The sequence below is a fragment of the Romboutsia sp. BSD2780061687b_171204_C1 genome (assembly GCF_015560225.1).
Taxonomy (GTDB): Bacteria; Bacillota; Clostridia; order Peptostreptococcales; family Peptostreptococcaceae; genus Romboutsia_C; species Romboutsia_C hominis.
Window position 1 is genome coordinate 541,464 of record NZ_JADMRK010000001.1, and the last position, 20,451, is coordinate 561,914.

Consider the following 20,451-nt stretch of genomic DNA (forward strand, 5'->3'; position numbering starts at 1 on the left):
TAACACTTGATATTTTCAAATATAGATTTTAATGATGAAGAACCAATATATATACAAATAAAAAATAACATAAAAGATATGATATCAAAGGGAATGCTTAATAAAGGAAGTAAACTTCCTTCTACTAGAGAGCTTAGTGAAATACTAAATGTAAGTAGAAATTCAGTTATATCTGCTTTTGAAGATTTAAAAGCTGAAGGAGTTATACACTCTGAAAAAGGAAAGGGAACTTTTGTAAGTATATCTAATGAACATAAGGAAAATACTTGGAATATAAATTGGGATGAAAAGTATAATAACTACGCAAATTTATGCGAAGAACTTGATATAGTAAAAAGTGAAATACCTTGGGAAAAAGATTTAATATCTTTTAAAAGCATATCTCCTCAAGGAGAATTGTTTGATATTGACGAAATAAAAAAATCATTTTTAAATAGAATATCTCTTGAAGGTCATAAGCTACTTAACTATGGCTATGCAAAAGGATATCAACCACTTATTAACTATTTACTTTCATATATGGAGGATAAGGGCGTTGACACTTCTAACAAAGACATATTAATAACTAATGGATTTACAGAAGGTCTTGATATAATACTATCTTCATTTACTAAAAGTGGGGACACTATTATATGTGAAAATCCTACTCACAATACTGCTATAAAGCTTTTTAAGGTTTATGATTTAAATATAGTAGGAGTTAAAATGACTGATAATGGAATGGACTTAGAGATTTTAGAAAAAGAGCTTAAAAATAATGATGTTAAGCTTTCTTTTGTAGTTCCATCTTATCACAATCCAACGGGTATAGTTATGAGACACAAAGAACGATATGAATTATATAATCTTATGAAAAAGTATAATGTACCTATAATAGAAGATGGATTTAATGAAGAATTACTTCATACAGGGTCTCATATATGTCCAATTGCAGCCCTTGATGGTTCATCTAATGGAGTGTTGTATATAGGAAGCTTTTCAAAGGTACTTTTCCCTGGCATGAGAATAGGTTGGATATTAGCAGATAAGAGTATTATAAGTAAATTAGAAAGCGTTAAAAGATGTAAAAATATTCATGTATCTTTTTTAGATCAAGCTATTTTATATGATTATTTAAACAATGGTTCTTTTGAAAAGTATATGAAAAAAATTAAAAAATTCTATAAAGAAAAATATGAATTTGCACTAGAATGTGTAAAAAAATATATACATACAGATTATATTATGGGTGAAGGTGGACTTCATATATTTTTGAAATTAGATAATATAAATAGTAGAGAGTTATTAAATAGGTGTTATGAAAAAGGTGTTATATTTATGTGCGGAGATATATTTTATACAGATGATAGTGGGTATGATACATTAAGACTTGGTTTTTCAAGGCTTAATTTTGAGGATATTGAAAAAGGAATTAAAATAATTGGTTCTGTTATAGATGAGCTTAGGTAATAAAAAAGTGAAATTAAAAAATAAGCTATATAAATTACAATTTTAGTAAGAGGAACGAATAGTTCCTCTTATTTTTTACTTTAAAGAAATATTAGATAAATAAGCTATATAGAACACCATCATTTATTATATCTTCATAAACAAGTAGAATAGCTTATAATTGGTATGGAAAAAATAAAAGAGCAAAGCGATTTTTAAAACATGTAATATAAAGGAGTATATAAGATAATGCCAATTAAAGAACAAGTTCCACAAGACAAAGGTATTGACCATACTATAGCTATGTCCCAGGAGGCATATCTATTTATAAAAAATAGGGTAGATAAATATCAGTCGGATATATTTGAGACACATTTGCTAGGAGAAAAAGCAATCTGTATAGTTGGAGAAGAAGCAGCAAAGATTTTTTACGATTCAGAGTTATTTAAGCGAAATGGTGCTGCTCCAAAACGAGTACAAAAAACATTGTTTGGTATAGGTGGTGTACAGTCTATGGATGGAGAATCACATAGGCATCGTAAAAATCTTTTCATGTCATTGACTAACTCACATCATCAAAATCAACTTTCAAAACTTGTAATGGATAAATTGCAATCATCAATTAGTAAATGGGAAGGTAATAAGGAGATTGTACTTTTTGATGAGGTAAAGTATATTTTATGCTGGGTAGCATGTAATTGGGCTGGGGTTCCTCTCTTAGAATCTGAGGTAAAAGAGAGAGCTGAGGATTTTAGTGCAATGGTTGATGCCCTTGGAGCAGTAGGACCACGATATTGGAAAGGTAAAATAGCTAGATCTAGAGCCGAAGAGTGGATAGAAAAAGTCATAGAAGATGTTCGTTCTGGTAAGCTTAAGGTTGAAGAAAGCTCAGCACTTTATGCTATAGCTTTTCATAGAGAGTTAGATGGTAGTCAACTAGATACTAAAATTGCTGCGGTGGAACTTATCAATATACTACGTCCAATTGTTGCTATCTCAACATTCATTACATTTTCGGCTTTAGCTTTATATGAGCACCCAGAGTGTAAAGAAAAACTTTTGTCTGGTAGCAGTAAAGATTTTGAAATATTTGTGCAAGAAGTTAGACGCTATTACCCATTTGGGCCATTTCTAGGGGCAAGAGTAAAAAAGGATTTTGCTTGGAATAAATACGAATTTAAAAAAGACATGCTTGTTATTCTTGATATTTATGGTACAAATCATGATTCAAGAATATGGGAGAAGCCTTTTGAATTTATACCAGAGCGTTTTAAAGAGCGTAATGAGAGCTTATTTGATTTTATTCCTCAAGGTGGCGGAGATCCTGCAAAAGGTCATCGCTGTCCAGGAGAAAAAATTACAATTGAAATCATGAAAGCTAGTATTGATTTCCTTATTAATAGTATTGAGTTTGAAGTACCTGATCAGGATTTAAGTTATAGCCTAGAAAGGATACCTACGTTGCCTAAAAGTGGATTTGTAATGAACAATATTAAACAAAAAATTTAGTTTCTTAATGTTTGATTATAATAGAATAAAATTAAAATAATCAAACTTTATAAATTCTAAAACTACAAGGAGGAACGAATCGTTCCTCCTTATTTTCTACTTCAAAAGTAATCACAATTACAAATTAATAAAAAGTGAAAATAGTCATATTTTAAGAAAGTATATTACTAGAAATAATACTGGGCAAAGCTAAAAGTTTAAGTTATAGCACTGTATCTAGATACAACATTATTGGTAAAAACATAGATTTTAAATTTTTAGAAGAGTTTGTTAAATCTATTAATAATTAAATAAAAAATAGTAGCAGATGCTCCTGTTTTATACTAATTTTAAAATATATTTCTAAAATTCAAACTTTTTGATACGTATTATGATTACAATGTAATTAGAAAATAAAATATGTAATTAAGATAGTGAGATAAGGAGGATAATATCTTGAAAAAAATTATATCATTATTATTAACAAAGCCTCTAACTTATGGATTGGAAATGAATATTTTGAGATGATAAATATTTTAAGATCTAATGGAGGTGGTTGGAAAACTGAATGGGTAGATTTATACAACAATGGGCATAGAGGATTAATTTGTATTATGTTAGATGTAGTTAATATAGATGAAGTTTATAACTTATTAAATAAAAAAAGTATTGAAATTACAAAACCTGAGCATTTAAAATTTAAATGGTTTTTCAACATGCTTACAAGAACTATGCCTTGGCAAAATAGTTATATTAATTTTTTTGAAGGAGTTCCATTGCAAATTGGATTTCAACAAATGAATGATGAAAAATCTCGAAAGTTTATGAATGAATATATGATTCCAAATAGCAGGGACAATGATATTATTGGTATAAGTGAAGTTGTAGTAAGAGGACCATTAACTAATAACGATATAAAGCTTATTAATAATATATTTGATATTTATATTACCCAAACAGAACCTTTAACTATACAATTAAATCAACAACACGTTTTAGTTTTTGAAGATAGCGAAAGTTATTCAGTCGATATAATTACCAAATGTAACAATAAAAGCTTTAATAATAAAAGTATATCTATAGAAAATATTGCTATTAAGAATATAAGTTTATAAATTAATAATCCTCAATTTTATTATATTGTGAACAAATAGAGTAATAAATTCATATCCTACTTCTTTTAAATTCAAAGACTTAAATAAGTTATTACAGCATAACCTTAAACTATTAATATTACTAGATAGTATAGGCCAACTATCTTTTTATGATCTATAATAGCTATACTTGCAATTAATGGAGGAGAGATAAAAGATTACGAAGGTGTTAATAAATCAAAACTACCTCAATTACCACTAATATGTGTAAATACAACAGCAGGAACGGGTAGTGAACTAACAATATTTTCTATAATAACATATGAAGAAAGACATGTTAAAATGGCTTTAGTAGAGAAAAATATGACTCCAATATACGTAGTTAATGATGGATAAAATTTAATCGCTCGTGAAAATATGGCATATGCTGAGTATTTAGCAGGAGTTGCATTTAACAATGCATTATTAGGGTATGTTCATGCTATAGCTCATCAATTAGGTGGATTTTATGATTTACCTCATGGAGTATGTAATGCAGTATTACTTCCAAGAGTTGAGAAGTTTAATGCTAAAGTATGTGCAAATAGATTAAAAGATGCTTGTGGCTTAACTAATCCAATAACTGCTACTCATGAAGAAATAAAAGAAATACTTAAATTATCTATGTAATAAATATAAATATTAATATATAGCCTAAGGATTATTTCCTTAGGTTTATTTATTTTAAATAAAAATAATAAAGGAAAAAAACAAATAATGTAGAATTATTAAATCTTGAGTATATTTTGAGACAGGGAGATTTAATAAATGACAAAATTTAAGAAAATAATATACATATTAACTGTTATATTAATGACACAGATGTTTATATCTAAAATACATGCAAAAAGTACAAAAGATGCGTCATTTAACGTTTTAGTACTAAACTCTTATCATCAAGGACATTACTGGGAATCAAATATAGCAATGGGGCTTAAAAATTATATATCAAATAATAATGAGTCAAATATAAACTTTAAAGTTGAATATTTAGATTTTAGAGTTAATCACAATAAAGAATATATAAAATCATTAAAAGATATGTTAAGTAAAAAGTACCCAAAGGGAAGCATAGATGTTATTTATACAGTAAATGATGAAGCTTATGAAGTTTTTAAAAATGAAGTAAAAAATATAAATAGTAATTTTTATAAATTACCTCTTTTATTTAGTGGAGTAGATAACAATTTAGAAGAAACTAGCAAAGAAAAAGAAAATATGGCAGGTATATATCACCGTGATGATACATTAGATTTAATGATTTTAATGAAAGACTTAACTCCTAAAGCAAGATATATAAATATAATAACAGAAGAATCAGGATATGGATATTCTATTTATAAGGAAGTATCAAGGATAGTAGATAGATACTTAAAAGATCAAGTAAAAATAAGACATATAAAAAGTAATTATTTAGAAGATATAACAAAAGAATTAAGTGAGATTAAAAACTCAGAAGATACTATTAATGTAATAGGAGGAGAATTTCAGAACGAGAATTCAGGAAAGTATATAACTCCTATAGAAGTTATAAGCATAATAAAAGATTATAGCAGTGCACCAATATACTCTAACGACCAAACTTATATGAATGCTGGGATATTAGGGGGTAGCATGGATATAGGTCAAGAACAAGGTAGTATAATTGGAGAGATGATAATTAAGTTAAAAAGTGGAGAAAAAATAGAAAATATTAAAAGTGTTTCAGAGCCTAAAGTAAAATCATACGTAGATTATAAAAGTATATATGAGTATAATATTAATCCTTTTTCTGTAATAAAGGATGTAGTTGTTTTAAATAAAGATCCTTTTGATTTATTAATACCTACATGGATGAAAGGAGTTCTAATATTTTTACAAATCATATCAATAATAATTATTATAGGTATAATAATAACTTTTATTAGATTTAGAAATGATAAATTAAAAAGAATAGAAATACAAAAAAGAGCAAAAGAAAGAGAAAAACTAAAATCAGATTTTATAGTTAATCTAAGCCATGAATTAAGAACACCTATAAATATAATATTAGGAACTACCAAAGTATTAGAAAAAAGTCTTGAAAAAGGAAATCTAGATAAGAATTATATACTAAGTAAGCTAGAAAATGTAGATAAAAATGCCTATAGACTGCTTAAAATATCAAATAATATAATAGATATGACTAAAGCTGAATCTGGAATGTTAAAATTAAACTTAGAAAATTGCAATATAGTATGTGTTGTAGAAGGTATATTTGAGTCGAGTATAGATTTTGCAAGAAGAAAAAATATTGATATGGTATTTGACACAGAATGTGAAGAGATAAAAGTAGCTATAGATATATTCCAAATTCAAAGAGTTATATTAAACTTGTTATCAAATGCTATAAAGTTTACACCTGAAAATGGAGTTATAAGTGTGTATATTTATAAAGAAAAAGATAATGTAGTTATTGAAGTAAAAGATAATGGAGTAGGTATACCAAAAGAAAAGGTTGATTATATATTTCATAGATTTTATCAAGTGGACAACTTATATACTAGACACAATGAAGGTAGTGGAATAGGACTTTGTATAGTAAAGGAAATAATAGATATTCATGATGGAAAAATAGAGATAGAAAGTGAAATAAATAAAGGTTCTACTTTTAAGATATGCCTTCCTAGACATTTGAAAGTAAATGAAATGCAAAATGAAGGTTCAAGTATAAAAGATATAAATAAAATAGTAGATTTAGAAATGTCTGATGTATATTAATAAGTAACCTGTATATAAGCTTTAAAGATGCTTATGTATAGGTTACTTTACTTTAAAATAAATGATAAATACTTAGTAAAGGAAAACTAATTTTATTTGAAACTATAATTACACTTATAGTAGAATTAAATAATAGATAAAAAATTATAATAAGGATTGATGATATTGACATATATTTTAAACAGTAGACAAGTTAAGATAATTAATATATTAAACAAAAGTACACAACCTATAACTAGTAAGGCTTTAGCATATGAACTAGATTGTTCTACAAAAACAGTTCAAGGAGAAATAAAAGATATAAACTCCACTTTAGAAAATGTAAAAATAGATTCTATAAGAGGAAAAGGATATATATTAGTTGGAAATGTAGATTCTATTATTGATAAAGATGATGAACAAACAAGCGTTAATATAGATAGAGTAGGATATATATTAAAAAAGATATTACTACTTTATAAAGATAAAACTTTGAAAATAGAAAGCTTAGCAGATGAAATGTATGTTAGTCTATCTACCATAAAAAATGACTTAAAAGAAGTTAAAGTTATACTTGAAAATTATAATTTAAAAACTATATCAAAACATAAGCTAGGTATTAGTATTTCAGGAGATACTAAAAATATAATAAAGTGTATAATAGAAAGTAGCTTAAAGTATAAAAACATAAATATTGAAGACTTTTTTAGTGACAATGTAGCTTCAAATATATCTTTAATAAGAAGTGAAATATTATACAATATAGATAAAAAACATATAATATTTACTGATTATGAATTTAATAATATATTTAATTACATACTACTATCACTATCATTAGAAGATAATAATAATTATAAAGAATTTATAAAAACATATATTAATAACTACCAAGAAAAAATAAACAGTAATTATAATAAAGAATATGAAGAAAAAGTACTAAGTTCTATAGAGGAGTTTATTAAAAATTTAAAATTAGCTACATCTATAGATTTAAGCAATGATAATATATTTAAAGAGTATTTATATAAGCATATACTTAGTTTTTGTATTAATAAAGAACTAAACATAAATACTCAAAGTATAATAGCAAGCGATATAAAGGCTAAGTATCCATTTGCATTTGAACTAGCAACTATTGCAAAAAATACATTAGAAAAAGATTTAGACATTAAAATAGATGAAAATGAGATTGCAAATATTGCAATTCATATAGGAGGAGCATTACAAAGAACTTCTCATAAAGAAAATAAAAAAGTATTAAAAGCTATAATAGTATGTGCATCAGGCATTGGAACATCTATGCTTATAAAGGCAAAGCTTGAAGCTAAATTTGATAAAAGAATTGAAATACTAAAAGTAATGCCTTCTTACTTAATAGATTTTGTAGGAGTACTTGATGTAGATTTTATAATATCTACGGTACCTATAGATATTAAAAATATTCCTGTTATAAATGTATCACCATTTTTAGATGACAAGGAAATTATGATAATAGAAAAGTTTATAGATACAGGTAAAATTTATTATAATATAAATTTATCTGAAATATTTGATAAGGATTTATTCTTTACAGACTTAGATTTTGATAATAAATATGACGTAATAGATTATATGTCTGATAAATTACTTAAAAAGAATTATATAGATGAAGAAATGAAACTATCTTATATTGATAGAGAAAAGATAGCTACAACAGAAATTGGAAATATGGTAGCTATTCCTCATGGTGCTAAAGGAAAGGTATATAAAAATACTATAGCAATAGGAATACTTAAAAAAAGCATAAAGTGGGAAGTAGGAGATGTAAGGCTTATAGTAATGCTTTGTATACAAAAAGATAGTATATTAAACTATGAAGATTTACTTTCAAACATATATAAAAGAATAGATTCTATAGCTAAGGTTATAAGTATATGTGAATCTAAAAATTATGATAAATTTATAGCTATGTTTAAATAAATCTATTTAATTTATAATCTGAAAAAATTTAATATAATAAAGGTGAAAATACACCTTTATATTTAATAGATAAATTTCTCTTTTAACTAAGAGAAATTTTTTGTCTTTCAGGAAAAGGTATTCTAACTTATTATAAGTATATAAGATAACACAACGAGGTGATAAAATGATTTATACAGTTACACTTAATCCATCTATAGATTATGTAATAAAGCTAGATAATCTAAAAAATGGAGAGGTAAATAGAACTAAAGAAGAGTATGTATATCCAGGTGGTAAAGGTATAAATGTATCTTTAATATTAAAAGAACTAGGATATGAAAGTAGAGCTCTAGGATTTGTTAGTGGATTTACAGGTAATTATATAAAAGATGTATTAAAAGATAAAGGATTATATGAAGATTTTATAAATATAGAAAATGGATTTACAAGAATAAATGTTAAGGTTAAAAGCAGTGAAGAAACAGAAATAAATGGTCAAGGACCAAATATAAGTGAAAAAGATTTAAATAAATTATATGAAAAATTAGATACCCTTACGGAAAACGATGTATTAGTATTAGCAGGAAGTATACCTAATACTTTAGATTCTTCTCTTTATGAAAATATAATGAAAAGGCTAGAAAATAAAAATATAAAAATAGTAGTAGATGCAACTAAAAATTTATTAATTAATGTATTAAAGCACAAACCATTTTTAATAAAGCCAAACAACCATGAATTAGAAGAATTATTTAATGTTAAATTAGAAACTACTGATGAAATAATAACTTATGCTAAAAAGTTAAAAGATATGGGAGCTAAAAATGTATTAATATCAAGAGGGAAAGATGGAGCATTACTTATAACAGAAAATGGAGAAACATTTATAAGTAACGTAGCAAAAGGTAAAGTTAAAAATTCAGTAGGTGCAGGAGATTCTATGGTAGCTGGATTTATAGCTGGATATCTAAATTCAAAAGACTACAAAGAAGCTTTAAAACTAGGGGCAGCTAGTGGAGGTGCAACAGCATTTTCTAATGATTTAGCAGATAAAGAACACATATATAGTTTAATAGATGAAATAAATGTAGAGAGGAGATAAGCTATGAAGATAGTAGATTTAATAAATAAAAAGTCTATAAGCCTTAACTTAAAAGTAACTGATAAAAGTGATGCTATAGACAAGCTAGTAGATTTAGTAAATAATAGTGGCAATTTAAATAATAAAGAAGAATATAAAAAAGCAATAATAGCTCGTGAAAATCAAAGCACAACAGGAATAGGTGAAGGAATAGCAATACCTCATGCTAAAACTAGTTCAGTTAAAAATGCATGTTTAGCTGCAGCTATTTGTAAAGATGGTGTAGATTATGAATCTTTTGATGGGAGCCTATCACACTTATTCTTTATGATAGCAGCACCAGAAGGAGCTAATAACACTCACTTAGAAGTATTATCAAGATTATCTACAATACTTATGGATGAAGAATTTAGAGAAAAACTTATAAATGCTAAAAGTGAAGATGAATTTTTAAGTTTAATAGATAAAAAGGAAAAAGAGAAATTTCCAGAAGAAAAAGAAGAAAAAATAGAAGTAGTTAAAGAAAAAACTTCAAAATATCCAAAAGTATTAGCAGTTACAGCTTGCCCAACAGGTATAGCGCATACTTTTATGGCAGCAGAAAGCTTAAACAAACAAGCTGAGAAAATGGGAATTAGCATAAAAGTAGAAACTAATGGTTCATCTGGTGCTAAAAATGTATTAACTAAAGAAGAAATAGAAAATGCAACAGCTATAATAGTAGCAGCAGATAAAAAAGTTGATATGGCTAGGTTTAACGGAAAGAAAGTTATAATAACTAAAGTTGCTGATGGAATACACAAAGCAGAAGAGTTAATAACAAAAGCAGAAAATGGAGATGCACCTATATATAATCACGAAGGAAATGTAGAAACAAAAGAAGAAAGTAGTGATGAAAGTGCATTTAGAAAAGTATATAAGCATTTAATGAATGGTGTATCAAACATGCTACCATTTGTAGTAAGTGGAGGTATACTAATAGCATTAGCATTTTTACTTGATAATTATTCAATAAATCCAGAGACTTTTGGTTCAAATACACCACTTGCAGCATTCTTTAAATCAATAGGGGATATTGCCTTTGGATTTATGTTGCCAGTACTAGCAGGATATATTGCATATAGTATAGCTGATAGACCTGCTTTAGTAGTAGGATTTGTAGGTGGAGCACTAGCAAATACTGGTGGTTCAGGTTTCTTAGGAGCATTACTTGCAGGTTTTATAGCAGGATATTTAGTAGTAGGACTTAAAAAGGTGTTTAGTGTGTTACCAGATTCATTAGATGGTATAAAGCCAGTACTTTTATATCCTTTATTTGGGACACTTTTAATGGGTATTATAATGACATTTTTAATAATACCTCCAGTAGCAGCACTTAATTTAGGTATAACTAATTTCTTAAATGGACTTGGAACTAGTTCTAAATTAATACTTGGATTAATACTTGGTGGTATGATGGCAATAGACATGGGTGGACCAATAAACAAGGCAGCTTATGTATTTGGAGTTGCATCACTACAATCAGGTCAATTTGAAATAATGGCAGCAGTTATGGCAGGTGGTATGGTGCCTCCTTTAGCAATAGCACTTGCTACAACTTTCTTTAAAAATAGATTTACAAAAGAAGAAAGAGAATCAGGTAAGGTTAACTATGTAATGGGGTTATCATTTATAACAGAAGGTGCAATACCATTTGCAGCAGCAGACCCACTTAAAGTTATACCAGCTTGTGTATTAGGTTCAGCAACAGCAGGAGCACTTAGTATGATGTTTAATGCAACACTAAGAGCACCACATGGAGGAATATTTGTTGTTCCAGTTGTTGGTAACCCTTTAGGATACTTAGCTGCAATAGCAATAGGTTCAGTAGTAGGTATGATAGCATTAGCAGCTTTAAAAAAGCCTATAAATGAATAATATATACTTAGTTAAAAATAGATAGACTTATATAAAAATAAGTCTATCTATTTTTTATATACTAAATGGTTAAAAACTTTATTTATTATACAAAAGTTATTTATTTATATATAAATTTGTATTATAATAAGATGTATATACTATCATACTGAGGGAGTAGTTTGCACGTATTGTGTGATTAGGTCAACATAATGACTAAATAGTCTGGTCTAATCTTAAAAAACGAGACTCAGGTATGCTTATTTTGCATACCTAGAGTCTCGTTATTTTTTTGCGAAAATAAAAAATTAGGAGGCAATTATGAGTATTACAGCAGTATTATTTACAGCTTTAGCACTTTCAATGGATGCTTTTGCTGTATCGGTAACAAAAGGAATGACTATTAAACATTTAACAAAATCTTTAGGTATAAAAATAGCCTTATTCTTTGGAATATTTCAAGGTGGAATGCCACTTTTAGGGTGGGTTATGGGTATTGGATTTGAAAAGTACATAAAATCTATAGATCATTGGATAGCACTTATATTATTAAGTTACTTAGGATATAAAATGATAAAAGGATTCATAGATGAAAGAAAAGAAGCAAATGAAGTAGATACTTTGTTAGCTGCTACATCTGAAGAAGAGCTATCTACAAAGGATATTTTAGTGTTATCTGTAGCTACTAGTATAGATGCTTTAGCAGTGGGAATAAGTTTTGCTTTTTTAAGTATAAACATAGTAGAGGTATCAATAGCTATAGGTGTTATAACATTTATAATGTGTTTATTTGGAGTTTTTATAGGTAAAAAAATAGGAAACGTATTTAATGGATATGCAGAACTTATAGGTGGAATTATACTTATAGGCATAGGTATAAATATATTTAATGAACATACACATATATTTAGTCAGTTATTTTAAGTACATATAATCAAAACATAAAAAATATATGATAAAAGTATAGATATAGTAAGTTTTTCAATAACTTATTATATCTATTTTTTTATAAAAATTAAAGTGTCTAATAGATATATTACAAAGTAAAAAACGAACTTTATTTAATTTGAATATATAAAAATTCATAATAATACATAAAAAATATAAAAAAATATTGAAAATGTATGGAAATAATGATATAAATAATATTGTAAAATGATTTTGACATAAAATTAAGGAGTAATTAGAAAATGAAAAAAATATTAGTTTTACTACCAACAATATTATTATCAATATTTTTAATGGTAGGATGTACATCACAATCAGAAACAGGAAATGAAAATGTATTAGGTATAATAGGGGCTATGGAAGAAGAAGTAGAAATATTAAAAGAAAAGATGGATATAAAAGAAACTACGACTATAGCAGGTATAAAATTTTACAAAGGAACATTACATGATAAAAATATAGTGTTAGTTCGTTCTGGTGTAGGAAAAGTTAATATGGCTATGTGTACTCAAGTTTTAGTTGATAAATTTAATGTATCAGCTCTTGTAAATTCTGGAGTTGCTGGGACTATGAATGAAGATTTAAATCAAGGAGATGTAGTTATATCAACAACTACAGTTCAGCATGATTTTGATACAACAGCATTTGGAGATCCACTTGGAGAAATATCAAGATTAAATAAAAGATTCTTTGATGCAGATAAAAATATGATAAATAAAGCAAAAGAAGCTGCTAAGAATGTAAAAGGTGTAAATATAGTAGATGGAATGGTAGCTACAGGAGACCAATTTGTAGCAGGTGGAGATATTGCTAAAAAAATAAAAGATAATTTTAAAGATGTAGAGGCAGTAGAAATGGAAGGAGCAGCTATGGCACAAGTAGCTTACTTAAATGATATACCATTTGTTATACTTCGTTCAATATCTGATAAAGCCAATGGAGAAGCTGATTTATCATATGAGGAATTCTTACCAATAGCAGCTAAAAATGCTAGTTCATTATTAGAAGAATTTATAAAAATATACTAATATTAAGAATAAATAAAAGTTGGGCTAATCTATAGTCCAACTTTTTTATTATATAAAGCTAATGTAACTAAAAGTTGAATACATATTAATCAAAAATTTTATTAGGATGGTTATAAAGGGATAAATAAAGAAGTAGTTAATGTAGAAAATTTTTGGGATGATTTACGAAATCAAAATGACTATAAATAATTAAATGGACTAAATATAAAGGAGGAACGAATCGTTCCTCCTTTATATTTTAAAATTTGTTAAAAAAATAATTAATATTGCACTTTTTTTTATTAATGTATAATAAATATAGACGCATACAAATTTGGAGGGAAAAAATGAGAGAAATTTTAGAAGTAAATCCTATAATAGGTGCAATTAAAAATGACGAAAACTTAGAAGCTGTAGCAAAATCAGATTGTGATATTGTATTTTTATTAAATGGAGATATACTTAATTTAAAAAAAATAATCGAATATCTTCATAAATATGATAAAAAGGTATTTGTTCATATAGATATGATATCTGGAATAGCATCAAATCCGGTTATTGTTGATTATATAAAAAGAGAAGTAAAATTAGATGGAATAATAACTACTAAAACTAATATTGTAAAAAGGGCATTAGAGCTAAACCTAGATGTTGTGCAAAGGTTTTTCTTTATAGACTCAATGTCACTTGAAAATGCTATAGAAAGCTTAAGGAAAGTAAAGCCTCAAGCTATAGAAATAATGCCTGGAATAATGCCAAAGATAGTAAAAAGAATAAATAAAACTTATCCTAATATACCAATAATATGTGGTGGACTTATAGATGAAAAAGAAGAAGTTATAAATATATTATCTTGTGGTGCTATGGCAGTTTCAACTACAGATAAAAGTATATGGTAAGGATTAAAAAAAGGCTGTTAAAAACTTAACTGCAATGTTAAAAACTTAACCTTAAAAAATATTGACGGGAAAAAGTTTTTTTATTATTATTTAATTAAATCAATACTAGGCTGGAGACGAGAGAGCTAATAGTTTTTTTACTATGAGCTCTCTCTGTTTTTTTACAAAAAATTGATTTTATAAAAATTAAGGGGGAATTAAGTTGAAAAAAACATTGATGGGAGAGTGTATCTCTGAATTTATAGGATCCTGGATACTAATATTTATAGGTTGTGGATCAGTTGCATCACTTGTATTAAATGGAGCTAGTATTTCACAGTGGGAAATCGGTATAATATGGGGCCTTGCTGTTACCATGGCAATATATGTTACAGGAGCAGTGTCGGGTACACATATAAACCCAGCAGTTACTATAGCTTTAATGGTGTATAGGGATTTTCCAAAGAAAAAGGTCTTACCGTACATAATAGCTCAAATACTAGGATGTTTTGTAGGAGCTGCTACAGTTTACTTTTTATTTAAGAACTTATTCATATCTTTTGAAAATGCTAATAATATAGTAAGAGCAAGTGCAAGTGGTATGACTACAGCGGGAATATTCTCAACATACCCACATGCTGATATAAGTATAATGACAGCTTTATTTACAGAAATAATAATAACAATGCTTTTAGTTATGGTTATACTTGCAGTTGGAGAAGCTAAAAACTCAAACAAGCCTCATGCTAATTTAGCACCAGTTATGATAGGTTTAACAATAGCTATAATAGGTGCAAGTTTTGGAGTACTAACAGGATTTGCAATGAATCCATCAAGAGATCTTGGACCAAAATTATTTGCAATGATAGCAGGATGGGGAACTAATGCATTAGGAGAAAATATGTATTTCTTAGTTCCAATAGTAGGTCCAATTATAGGTGGTTTACTTGCAGGATTTGTATATGACAAAGGTGTAAAAAGATATTTAGATGATGAAGAGGTTACAGAAACATCTAAGTAGAAACATTAAATACAACAATAATTATAAATATAAATTTTAAAATTTCAGGGAGGGATTTGTATGGAAAGAAAGTATATAATGGCGCTAGATCAAGGAACAACAAGTTCAAGAGCAATATTATTTGATAAGAGTGGAAACATAATAGCAACTTCTCAAAAAGAATTTACTCAATTTTATCCAAATGCAGGATGGGTAGAACATAACCCTATGGAAATATGGGGAAGCCAAAGTGGAGTTATGAGAGAAGTTCTAGAAACTAATTCTATAAGACCAGATGAAGTTTGTGCAATAGGTATAACTAACCAAAGAGAAACTACAATAGTTTGGGATAAAAATACAGGAAAGCCAATATACAATGCGATAGTTTGGCAATGTAGAAGAACATCAGGTATATGTGATGAATTAGAAGCTAAAGGATACAAAGATACTATAAAAGAAAAAACAGGACTTATACTAGATGCATATTTTTCAGCAACTAAAATAAAATGGATACTTGATAATGTAGAAGGTGCAAGAGAAAAAGCAGAAAATGGAGATCTATTATTTGGTACAGTAGATACTTGGTTAATATGGAATTTAACTCGTGGAAAGGTACACGTAACTGATTACTCAAATGCTGCTAGAACTATGCTTTATAATATAAAAGAGTTAAAATGGGATGATGAAATACTTGAAATGTTAAACATACCAAAGAGTATGTTACCAGAAGTAAAACCATCTAGCTGTGTATATGGACACACAGACAAAGAAATGTTAGCAGGAGCTGAAATACCAATAGCAGGATGTGCAGGAGACCAACAAGCAGCACTATTTGGGCAAACTTGTTTTGAAGAAGGAAGTGCAAAAAACACTTATGGAACAGGTTGCTTTATGTTAATGAATACTGGAGAAAATATGGTAGAATCTAAAAATGGATTATTAACAACAATAGCTTGGGGTGTAGATGGGAAAGTTGAATATGCATTAGAAGGAAGTATATTTATAGGTGGTGCATCTATACAATGGTTAAGAGATGAACTTAGAATATTATATGATGCTAGCCAAAGTGAATTTTATGCTCAAAGTGTAGATGATACTAATGGAGTATATGTAGTACCGGCATTTGCAGGGCTTGGAGCACCATATTGGGATATGTATGCAAGAGGTAGCGTAATGGGACTTACTCGTGGTGCTAATAGAGCACATTTAGTTCGTGCAACACTTGAATCAATAGCATACCAAGTTAAAGATGTATTAAATGCTATGCAAGAAGATTCAGGACTAAAGCTAAATGGTCTTAAAGTAGATGGAGGAGCAAGTGCAAATAATTTCTTAATGCAGTTCCAGTCTGATATATTAGATGCAAATATAAATAGACCAAAAGTAGTAGAAACTACTGCACTAGGAGCAGCTTACCTAGCAGGATTGGCTGTAGGATTTTATGATAGCAAAGAAGATATTAAAAAATCTTGGATAATAGATAAAGAGTTTACTCCTAATATGAGTGATGCAAAGAGAAACTTATTATATAAAGGATGGAAAAAAGCAGTACAAAGAAGTCTTGATTGGGCAAGAGAAGATGAAGAACTTAAATCTGAATTAGCATCAGTTGAGAGTTAATATAAAATTAGTGACAAAAAATATTTTATAGTATATAATTAATATATGAAGGAAAATGTTTACAATTTTAAAGTAATATCTATAATTTACAAATTATAACAAAGTGAATTTTATTAAGTACAATATTTAAATATTTTTGGCTAAGAGATGAGAGAGCCTTCTATACAACGTATAGGGGGCTCTCTGTCTTTTTTTAGAAAAAACATAAGTTGGAGGGAAAGTTATGTATGATATAGCAATAATAGGAGCTGGAATTGTGGGAAGCTCTATAGCTCGTGAATTATCTAAATATAATTTAAAAACAGTAGTACTAGAAAAGGGAGTTGAAGTTTGTCAAGGAACTACTAAAGCAAATAGTGCTATAGTACATGGTGGATATGATGCACATGAAGGAAGTTTAAAGGCAAGATTAAATGTAGAAGGTAACAAGTTGTATCCTAAACTTTGTAAGGAGCTAAATGTAGAATTTAAACAAAATGGTTCTTTAGTTTTAGCTTTCGATGAAGAAGATAAAAAACATATACAACAACTTTATGATAGAGGAATAAAAAATGGTGTAGAAGGTCTAAAAATACTAAACAAAGAAGAAGTATTAAAACTTGAGCCTAGTGTAAATAAAAACGTAGTAAGTGCACTACTTTGTGAAGTAGCAGGTATAGTTTGTCCATTTAATTTAAATATAGCACTTATGGAAAATGCTATAACTAATGGAGTAGATTTAAAATTAGAAAGTGAAGTAATAGATATCAATAAAATAGATGATGAATTTAATATAAAATTACAAAATGGAAAAATAATAAAATCAAGATATGTAATAAATGCAGCTGGAGTATACAGTGATAAAATAAACAATATGATAGGCGGAGATGAGTATTATATCATACCTAGAAAAGGAGAGTACAAAATACTAGATAAATCTGAAGGGAAAATAGCAAATCATACATTATTCCAATGCCCAACAAAAAAAGGTAAAGGTGTATTAGTAACTCAAACAGTTCACGGAAATTTATTAGTTGGACCAAATGCAAATGTTGTAGATGACAAAGAAGATATATCTACAAGTAGAGAAGGTATTGAAGAAGTAGTTAATGCTTCAAGAAAAAGTATAGAAAATATAGATTTTAGAAAGACAATAACATCTTTTGCAGGACTTAGAGCAACACCAAATACAGGAGACTTTATGATATTTGCATCAGATAAATGTAAAAACTTTATAAATGTAGGTGGAATAGAATCACCTGGGTTAGCCTCATCACCAGCTATTGCAAAATATGTAGTAGAAATTCTAAAAGAAGAGGGATTAAACTTAGAGAAAAACACAGATTTTAACCCAATAAGAAGAAAAAATAAGCCATTTTCACATATGAGTAGCAAAGAAAAAGAAGAAATAGCAAAAAAAGATGAAAGATATAAAAAGATAATATGCAGATGTGAAATGGTAACAGAAGGTGAAATAATAGATGCTATAAAATCACCATGTGGAGCTAAAACTGTAGATGGAGTTAAAAGAAGAGTAAGACCAGGAATGGGAAGATGCCAAGGTGGTTTTTGTGGTCCTAAAGTTATAGAAATAATAGCTAGAGAACTTAATATAAACGTTGAAGATGTATTAAAAGATTATGACAAATCAAACATGGTAGTAGGTAAAGTTAAGGAAATGAGGGGTGAGTTAGTTGAAATATAATGTTGTTGTTGTTGGAGGAGGACCAGCAGGTCTTGGAGCAGCTTATGAAGCTAAGAAAAATGGTGCAAAAGATGTACTTATAATAGAAAGAGATAGAGAATTAGGTGGAATACTTAATCAATGTATACACAATGGATTTGGACTTCATGAATTTAAAGAAGAACTAACAGGGCCTGAGTATGCTCATAGATTTATAGAAATGATAAAAGAAGAAAATATAGATTATATGCTAAATACTATGGTACTTAATATAACTAAAGATAAAACTATAGAAGCACTTGGAGAAGATGGACTTATAAATATAAGTGCAGATTCAATCGTTCTTGCTATGGGATGTAGAGAAAGAACTAGAGGTGCAATCGATATACCAGGATATAGATGTGCAGGAGTATACAACGCAGGAGCAGCTCAAAGACTATCAAATATGGAAGGGTATATGGTAGGTAAAGAAATAGTTATATATGGATCAGGAGACATTGGTCTTATAATGGCAAGACGTATGACATTAGAAGGCGCTAAAGTTAAGGCAGTAGTAGAAGTTAATCCTCACAGTAGTGGGCTTACTAGAAATATAGTACAGTGTTTAGATGATTTTAATATACCTTTAATGTTAAGCACAGGTATAAGTTATATTCATGGAAAAGAAAGAGTTAAAGGAGTTACACTTTCAAAACTTGATGAAAACAGAAAGCCTATAAAAGGAACAGAAGAATATATACCATGTGATACAGTACTTTTATCAGTAGGACTTATACCAGAAAATGAGTTAAGTGTTGATTTAGGAGTAAGTCTAGATAGTAAAACTAGTGGACCAATAGTTAGAAATAGCATGGAAACTAATATAGATGGTGTATTTGCTTGTGGTAATGTAGTTCATGTACATGACTTAGTAGATTTTGTTACAAAAGAAAGTAGAATAGCTGGTAAAAATGCAGCTCTATACTCATTAAATAAATTAAAAAATAATGAAAGTGTAAAAACTTTAGCAAGTGAAGGAATTTCTTATATAGTACCACAAAATATAGACACAACTTGTGATGAAGATATAAATTTATTTATGAGAGTTAGAAATATATACAGTAACAAAAAATTAGTAGTAGAAAGTAATGGTAAAGTAATATTAGAAAAGAAAAGAAAACATATGATACCATCTGAAATGGAAAATATAAAATTATCTAAAGATTTATTTAAAGATATAAAAGAAAATATAACTGTAAGTGTTAAGGAGGCTTAAATATGGCAAATATAACTTGTATAGTATGTCCTATGGGATGCCCATTAGTAGTAACTAAGACTAATGATGGATATAAAGTAGAAGGAAATACTTGTAAAAGAGGAGAAAAGTATGGAGTAGAAGAGTTAACTAATCCTAAAAGAGTTATAACTACTACTGTAAGACTTGAAAATTCATATTTAAACCTACTGCCAGTAAAAACAAAAGAATCTATACCAAAAGATATGATGTTTGAAATAATGAGAGAATTAGATACTATAAAGGTAAGTGCACCAATAAGTGTAGGAGATGTTATAGTTAAAAACATACTAGACACAGGTATTGATGTAGTTAGTGCTAAAACAGTAGATATTTATTAAAAAGATAGCTTATGCTATCTTTTTTATATACCA

At 27.9% G+C, this 20,451-nt stretch carries 17 protein-coding genes; all 17 read left to right on the top strand.

All coding sequences use genetic code 11. From position 1 onward, the window contains the following. The first annotated feature begins 6 nt into the window (after window positions 1-6). Window positions 7-1,449: a MocR-like pyridoxine biosynthesis transcription factor PdxR gene (pdxR, locus tag I2H23_RS02820; protein ID WP_195581018.1), complete on the top strand. Its 1,443-nt coding sequence runs from the start codon at window positions 7-9 to the stop codon at window positions 1,447-1,449. 228 nt (window positions 1,450-1,677) lie between these two features. Further along, on the top strand, window positions 1,678-2,937 hold the full coding sequence (locus I2H23_RS02825; protein WP_195581019.1) for a cytochrome P450: 1,260 nt from the start codon (window positions 1,678-1,680) through the stop codon (window positions 2,935-2,937). A gap of 503 nt (window positions 2,938-3,440) precedes the next feature. Next, the gene (locus I2H23_RS02830; RefSeq protein ID WP_195581020.1) at window positions 3,441-4,031 is read left to right on the top strand and encodes a hypothetical protein; all 591 of its coding nucleotides are present in this window, start codon (window positions 3,441-3,443) and stop codon (window positions 4,029-4,031) included. A 165-nt stretch (window positions 4,032-4,196) separates the two neighbouring features. Next, window positions 4,197-4,406, top strand: coding sequence for an iron-containing alcohol dehydrogenase (locus I2H23_RS15690; RefSeq protein WP_442970774.1), 210 nt, complete (start codon window positions 4,197-4,199; stop codon window positions 4,404-4,406). Window positions 4,407-4,412: 6 nt separating this feature from the next. Next, complete coding sequence (locus I2H23_RS15695) at window positions 4,413-4,679, top strand: hypothetical protein (RefSeq protein ID WP_442970775.1); 267 nt, start codon at window positions 4,413-4,415, stop codon at window positions 4,677-4,679. A gap of 138 nt (window positions 4,680-4,817) precedes the next feature. Continuing rightward, the gene (locus I2H23_RS02845) at window positions 4,818-6,788 is read left to right on the top strand and encodes a sensor histidine kinase (RefSeq protein WP_195581022.1); all 1,971 of its coding nucleotides are present in this window, start codon (window positions 4,818-4,820) and stop codon (window positions 6,786-6,788) included. 159 nt (window positions 6,789-6,947) lie between these two features. Next, a complete protein-coding gene (locus tag I2H23_RS02850; RefSeq protein ID WP_243248176.1) occupies window positions 6,948-8,729 on the top strand; it encodes a BglG family transcription antiterminator in 1,782 nt (593 codons plus the stop codon). Between the two features lie 166 nt (window positions 8,730-8,895). Beyond that, on the top strand, window positions 8,896-9,813 hold the full coding sequence (gene pfkB, locus I2H23_RS02855) for a 1-phosphofructokinase (protein ID WP_195581023.1): 918 nt from the start codon (window positions 8,896-8,898) through the stop codon (window positions 9,811-9,813). Between the two features lie 3 nt (window positions 9,814-9,816). Continuing rightward, the gene (locus I2H23_RS02860) at window positions 9,817-11,709 is read left to right on the top strand and encodes a PTS fructose transporter subunit IIABC (RefSeq protein WP_195581024.1); all 1,893 of its coding nucleotides are present in this window, start codon (window positions 9,817-9,819) and stop codon (window positions 11,707-11,709) included. A gap of 300 nt (window positions 11,710-12,009) precedes the next feature. Beyond that, window positions 12,010-12,612, top strand: coding sequence for a manganese efflux pump MntP (locus I2H23_RS02865; protein WP_092926315.1), 603 nt, complete (start codon window positions 12,010-12,012; stop codon window positions 12,610-12,612). A gap of 266 nt (window positions 12,613-12,878) precedes the next feature. Further along, on the top strand, window positions 12,879-13,664 hold the full coding sequence (locus tag I2H23_RS02870) for a 5'-methylthioadenosine/adenosylhomocysteine nucleosidase (RefSeq protein WP_242871329.1): 786 nt from the start codon (window positions 12,879-12,881) through the stop codon (window positions 13,662-13,664). A gap of 326 nt (window positions 13,665-13,990) precedes the next feature. Beyond that, complete coding sequence (locus I2H23_RS02875) at window positions 13,991-14,542, top strand: glycerol-3-phosphate responsive antiterminator (RefSeq protein ID WP_092926313.1); 552 nt, start codon at window positions 13,991-13,993, stop codon at window positions 14,540-14,542. A 202-nt stretch (window positions 14,543-14,744) separates the two neighbouring features. Beyond that, on the top strand, window positions 14,745-15,542 hold the full coding sequence (locus tag I2H23_RS02880) for an MIP/aquaporin family protein (protein ID WP_092926312.1): 798 nt from the start codon (window positions 14,745-14,747) through the stop codon (window positions 15,540-15,542). Between the two features lie 60 nt (window positions 15,543-15,602). After that, window positions 15,603-17,141: a glycerol kinase GlpK gene (glpK, locus tag I2H23_RS02885; RefSeq protein ID WP_166505239.1), complete on the top strand. Its 1,539-nt coding sequence runs from the start codon at window positions 15,603-15,605 to the stop codon at window positions 17,139-17,141. A gap of 223 nt (window positions 17,142-17,364) precedes the next feature. After that, complete coding sequence (locus I2H23_RS02890; protein ID WP_195581025.1) at window positions 17,365-18,825, top strand: NAD(P)/FAD-dependent oxidoreductase; 1,461 nt, start codon at window positions 17,365-17,367, stop codon at window positions 18,823-18,825. Next, window positions 18,815-20,059, top strand: coding sequence for an NAD(P)/FAD-dependent oxidoreductase (locus tag I2H23_RS02895; RefSeq protein WP_092926306.1), 1,245 nt, complete (start codon window positions 18,815-18,817; stop codon window positions 20,057-20,059). The genes I2H23_RS02890 and I2H23_RS02895 overlap by 11 nt, the downstream gene beginning before the upstream one ends. Before the next feature lie 2 nt (window positions 20,060-20,061). Continuing rightward, entirely contained in the window at window positions 20,062-20,418 is a 357-nt protein-coding gene (locus I2H23_RS02900; protein WP_195581026.1) for a DUF1667 domain-containing protein, read from the top strand. Window positions 20,419-20,451: the final 33 nt, after the last annotated feature.

What these genes read in the sequence shown, in the direction of transcription:
- I2H23_RS02825 (WP_195581019.1), top strand. Translation starts at nt 1,678, where the DNA reads ATGCCAATTAAAGAACAAGTTCCACAAGACAAAGGTATTGACCATACT.
- I2H23_RS02830 (WP_195581020.1), top strand. Translation starts at nt 3,441, where the DNA reads ATGATAAATATTTTAAGATCTAATGGAGGTGGTTGGAAAACTGAATGG.
- I2H23_RS02845 (WP_195581022.1), top strand. Translation starts at nt 4,818, where the DNA reads ATGACAAAATTTAAGAAAATAATATACATATTAACTGTTATATTAATG.
- I2H23_RS02850 (WP_243248176.1), top strand. Translation starts at nt 6,948, where the DNA reads ATGATATTGACATATATTTTAAACAGTAGACAAGTTAAGATAATTAAT.
- pfkB (WP_195581023.1), top strand. Translation starts at nt 8,896, where the DNA reads ATGATTTATACAGTTACACTTAATCCATCTATAGATTATGTAATAAAG.
- I2H23_RS02860 (WP_195581024.1), top strand. Translation starts at nt 9,817, where the DNA reads ATGAAGATAGTAGATTTAATAAATAAAAAGTCTATAAGCCTTAACTTA.
- I2H23_RS02865 (WP_092926315.1), top strand. Translation starts at nt 12,010, where the DNA reads ATGAGTATTACAGCAGTATTATTTACAGCTTTAGCACTTTCAATGGAT.
- I2H23_RS02870 (WP_242871329.1), top strand. Translation starts at nt 12,879, where the DNA reads ATGAAAAAAATATTAGTTTTACTACCAACAATATTATTATCAATATTT.
- I2H23_RS02875 (WP_092926313.1), top strand. Translation starts at nt 13,991, where the DNA reads ATGAGAGAAATTTTAGAAGTAAATCCTATAATAGGTGCAATTAAAAAT.
- glpK (WP_166505239.1), top strand. Translation starts at nt 15,603, where the DNA reads ATGGAAAGAAAGTATATAATGGCGCTAGATCAAGGAACAACAAGTTCA.
- I2H23_RS02890 (WP_195581025.1), top strand. Translation starts at nt 17,365, where the DNA reads ATGTATGATATAGCAATAATAGGAGCTGGAATTGTGGGAAGCTCTATA.
- I2H23_RS02900 (WP_195581026.1), top strand. Translation starts at nt 20,062, where the DNA reads ATGGCAAATATAACTTGTATAGTATGTCCTATGGGATGCCCATTAGTA.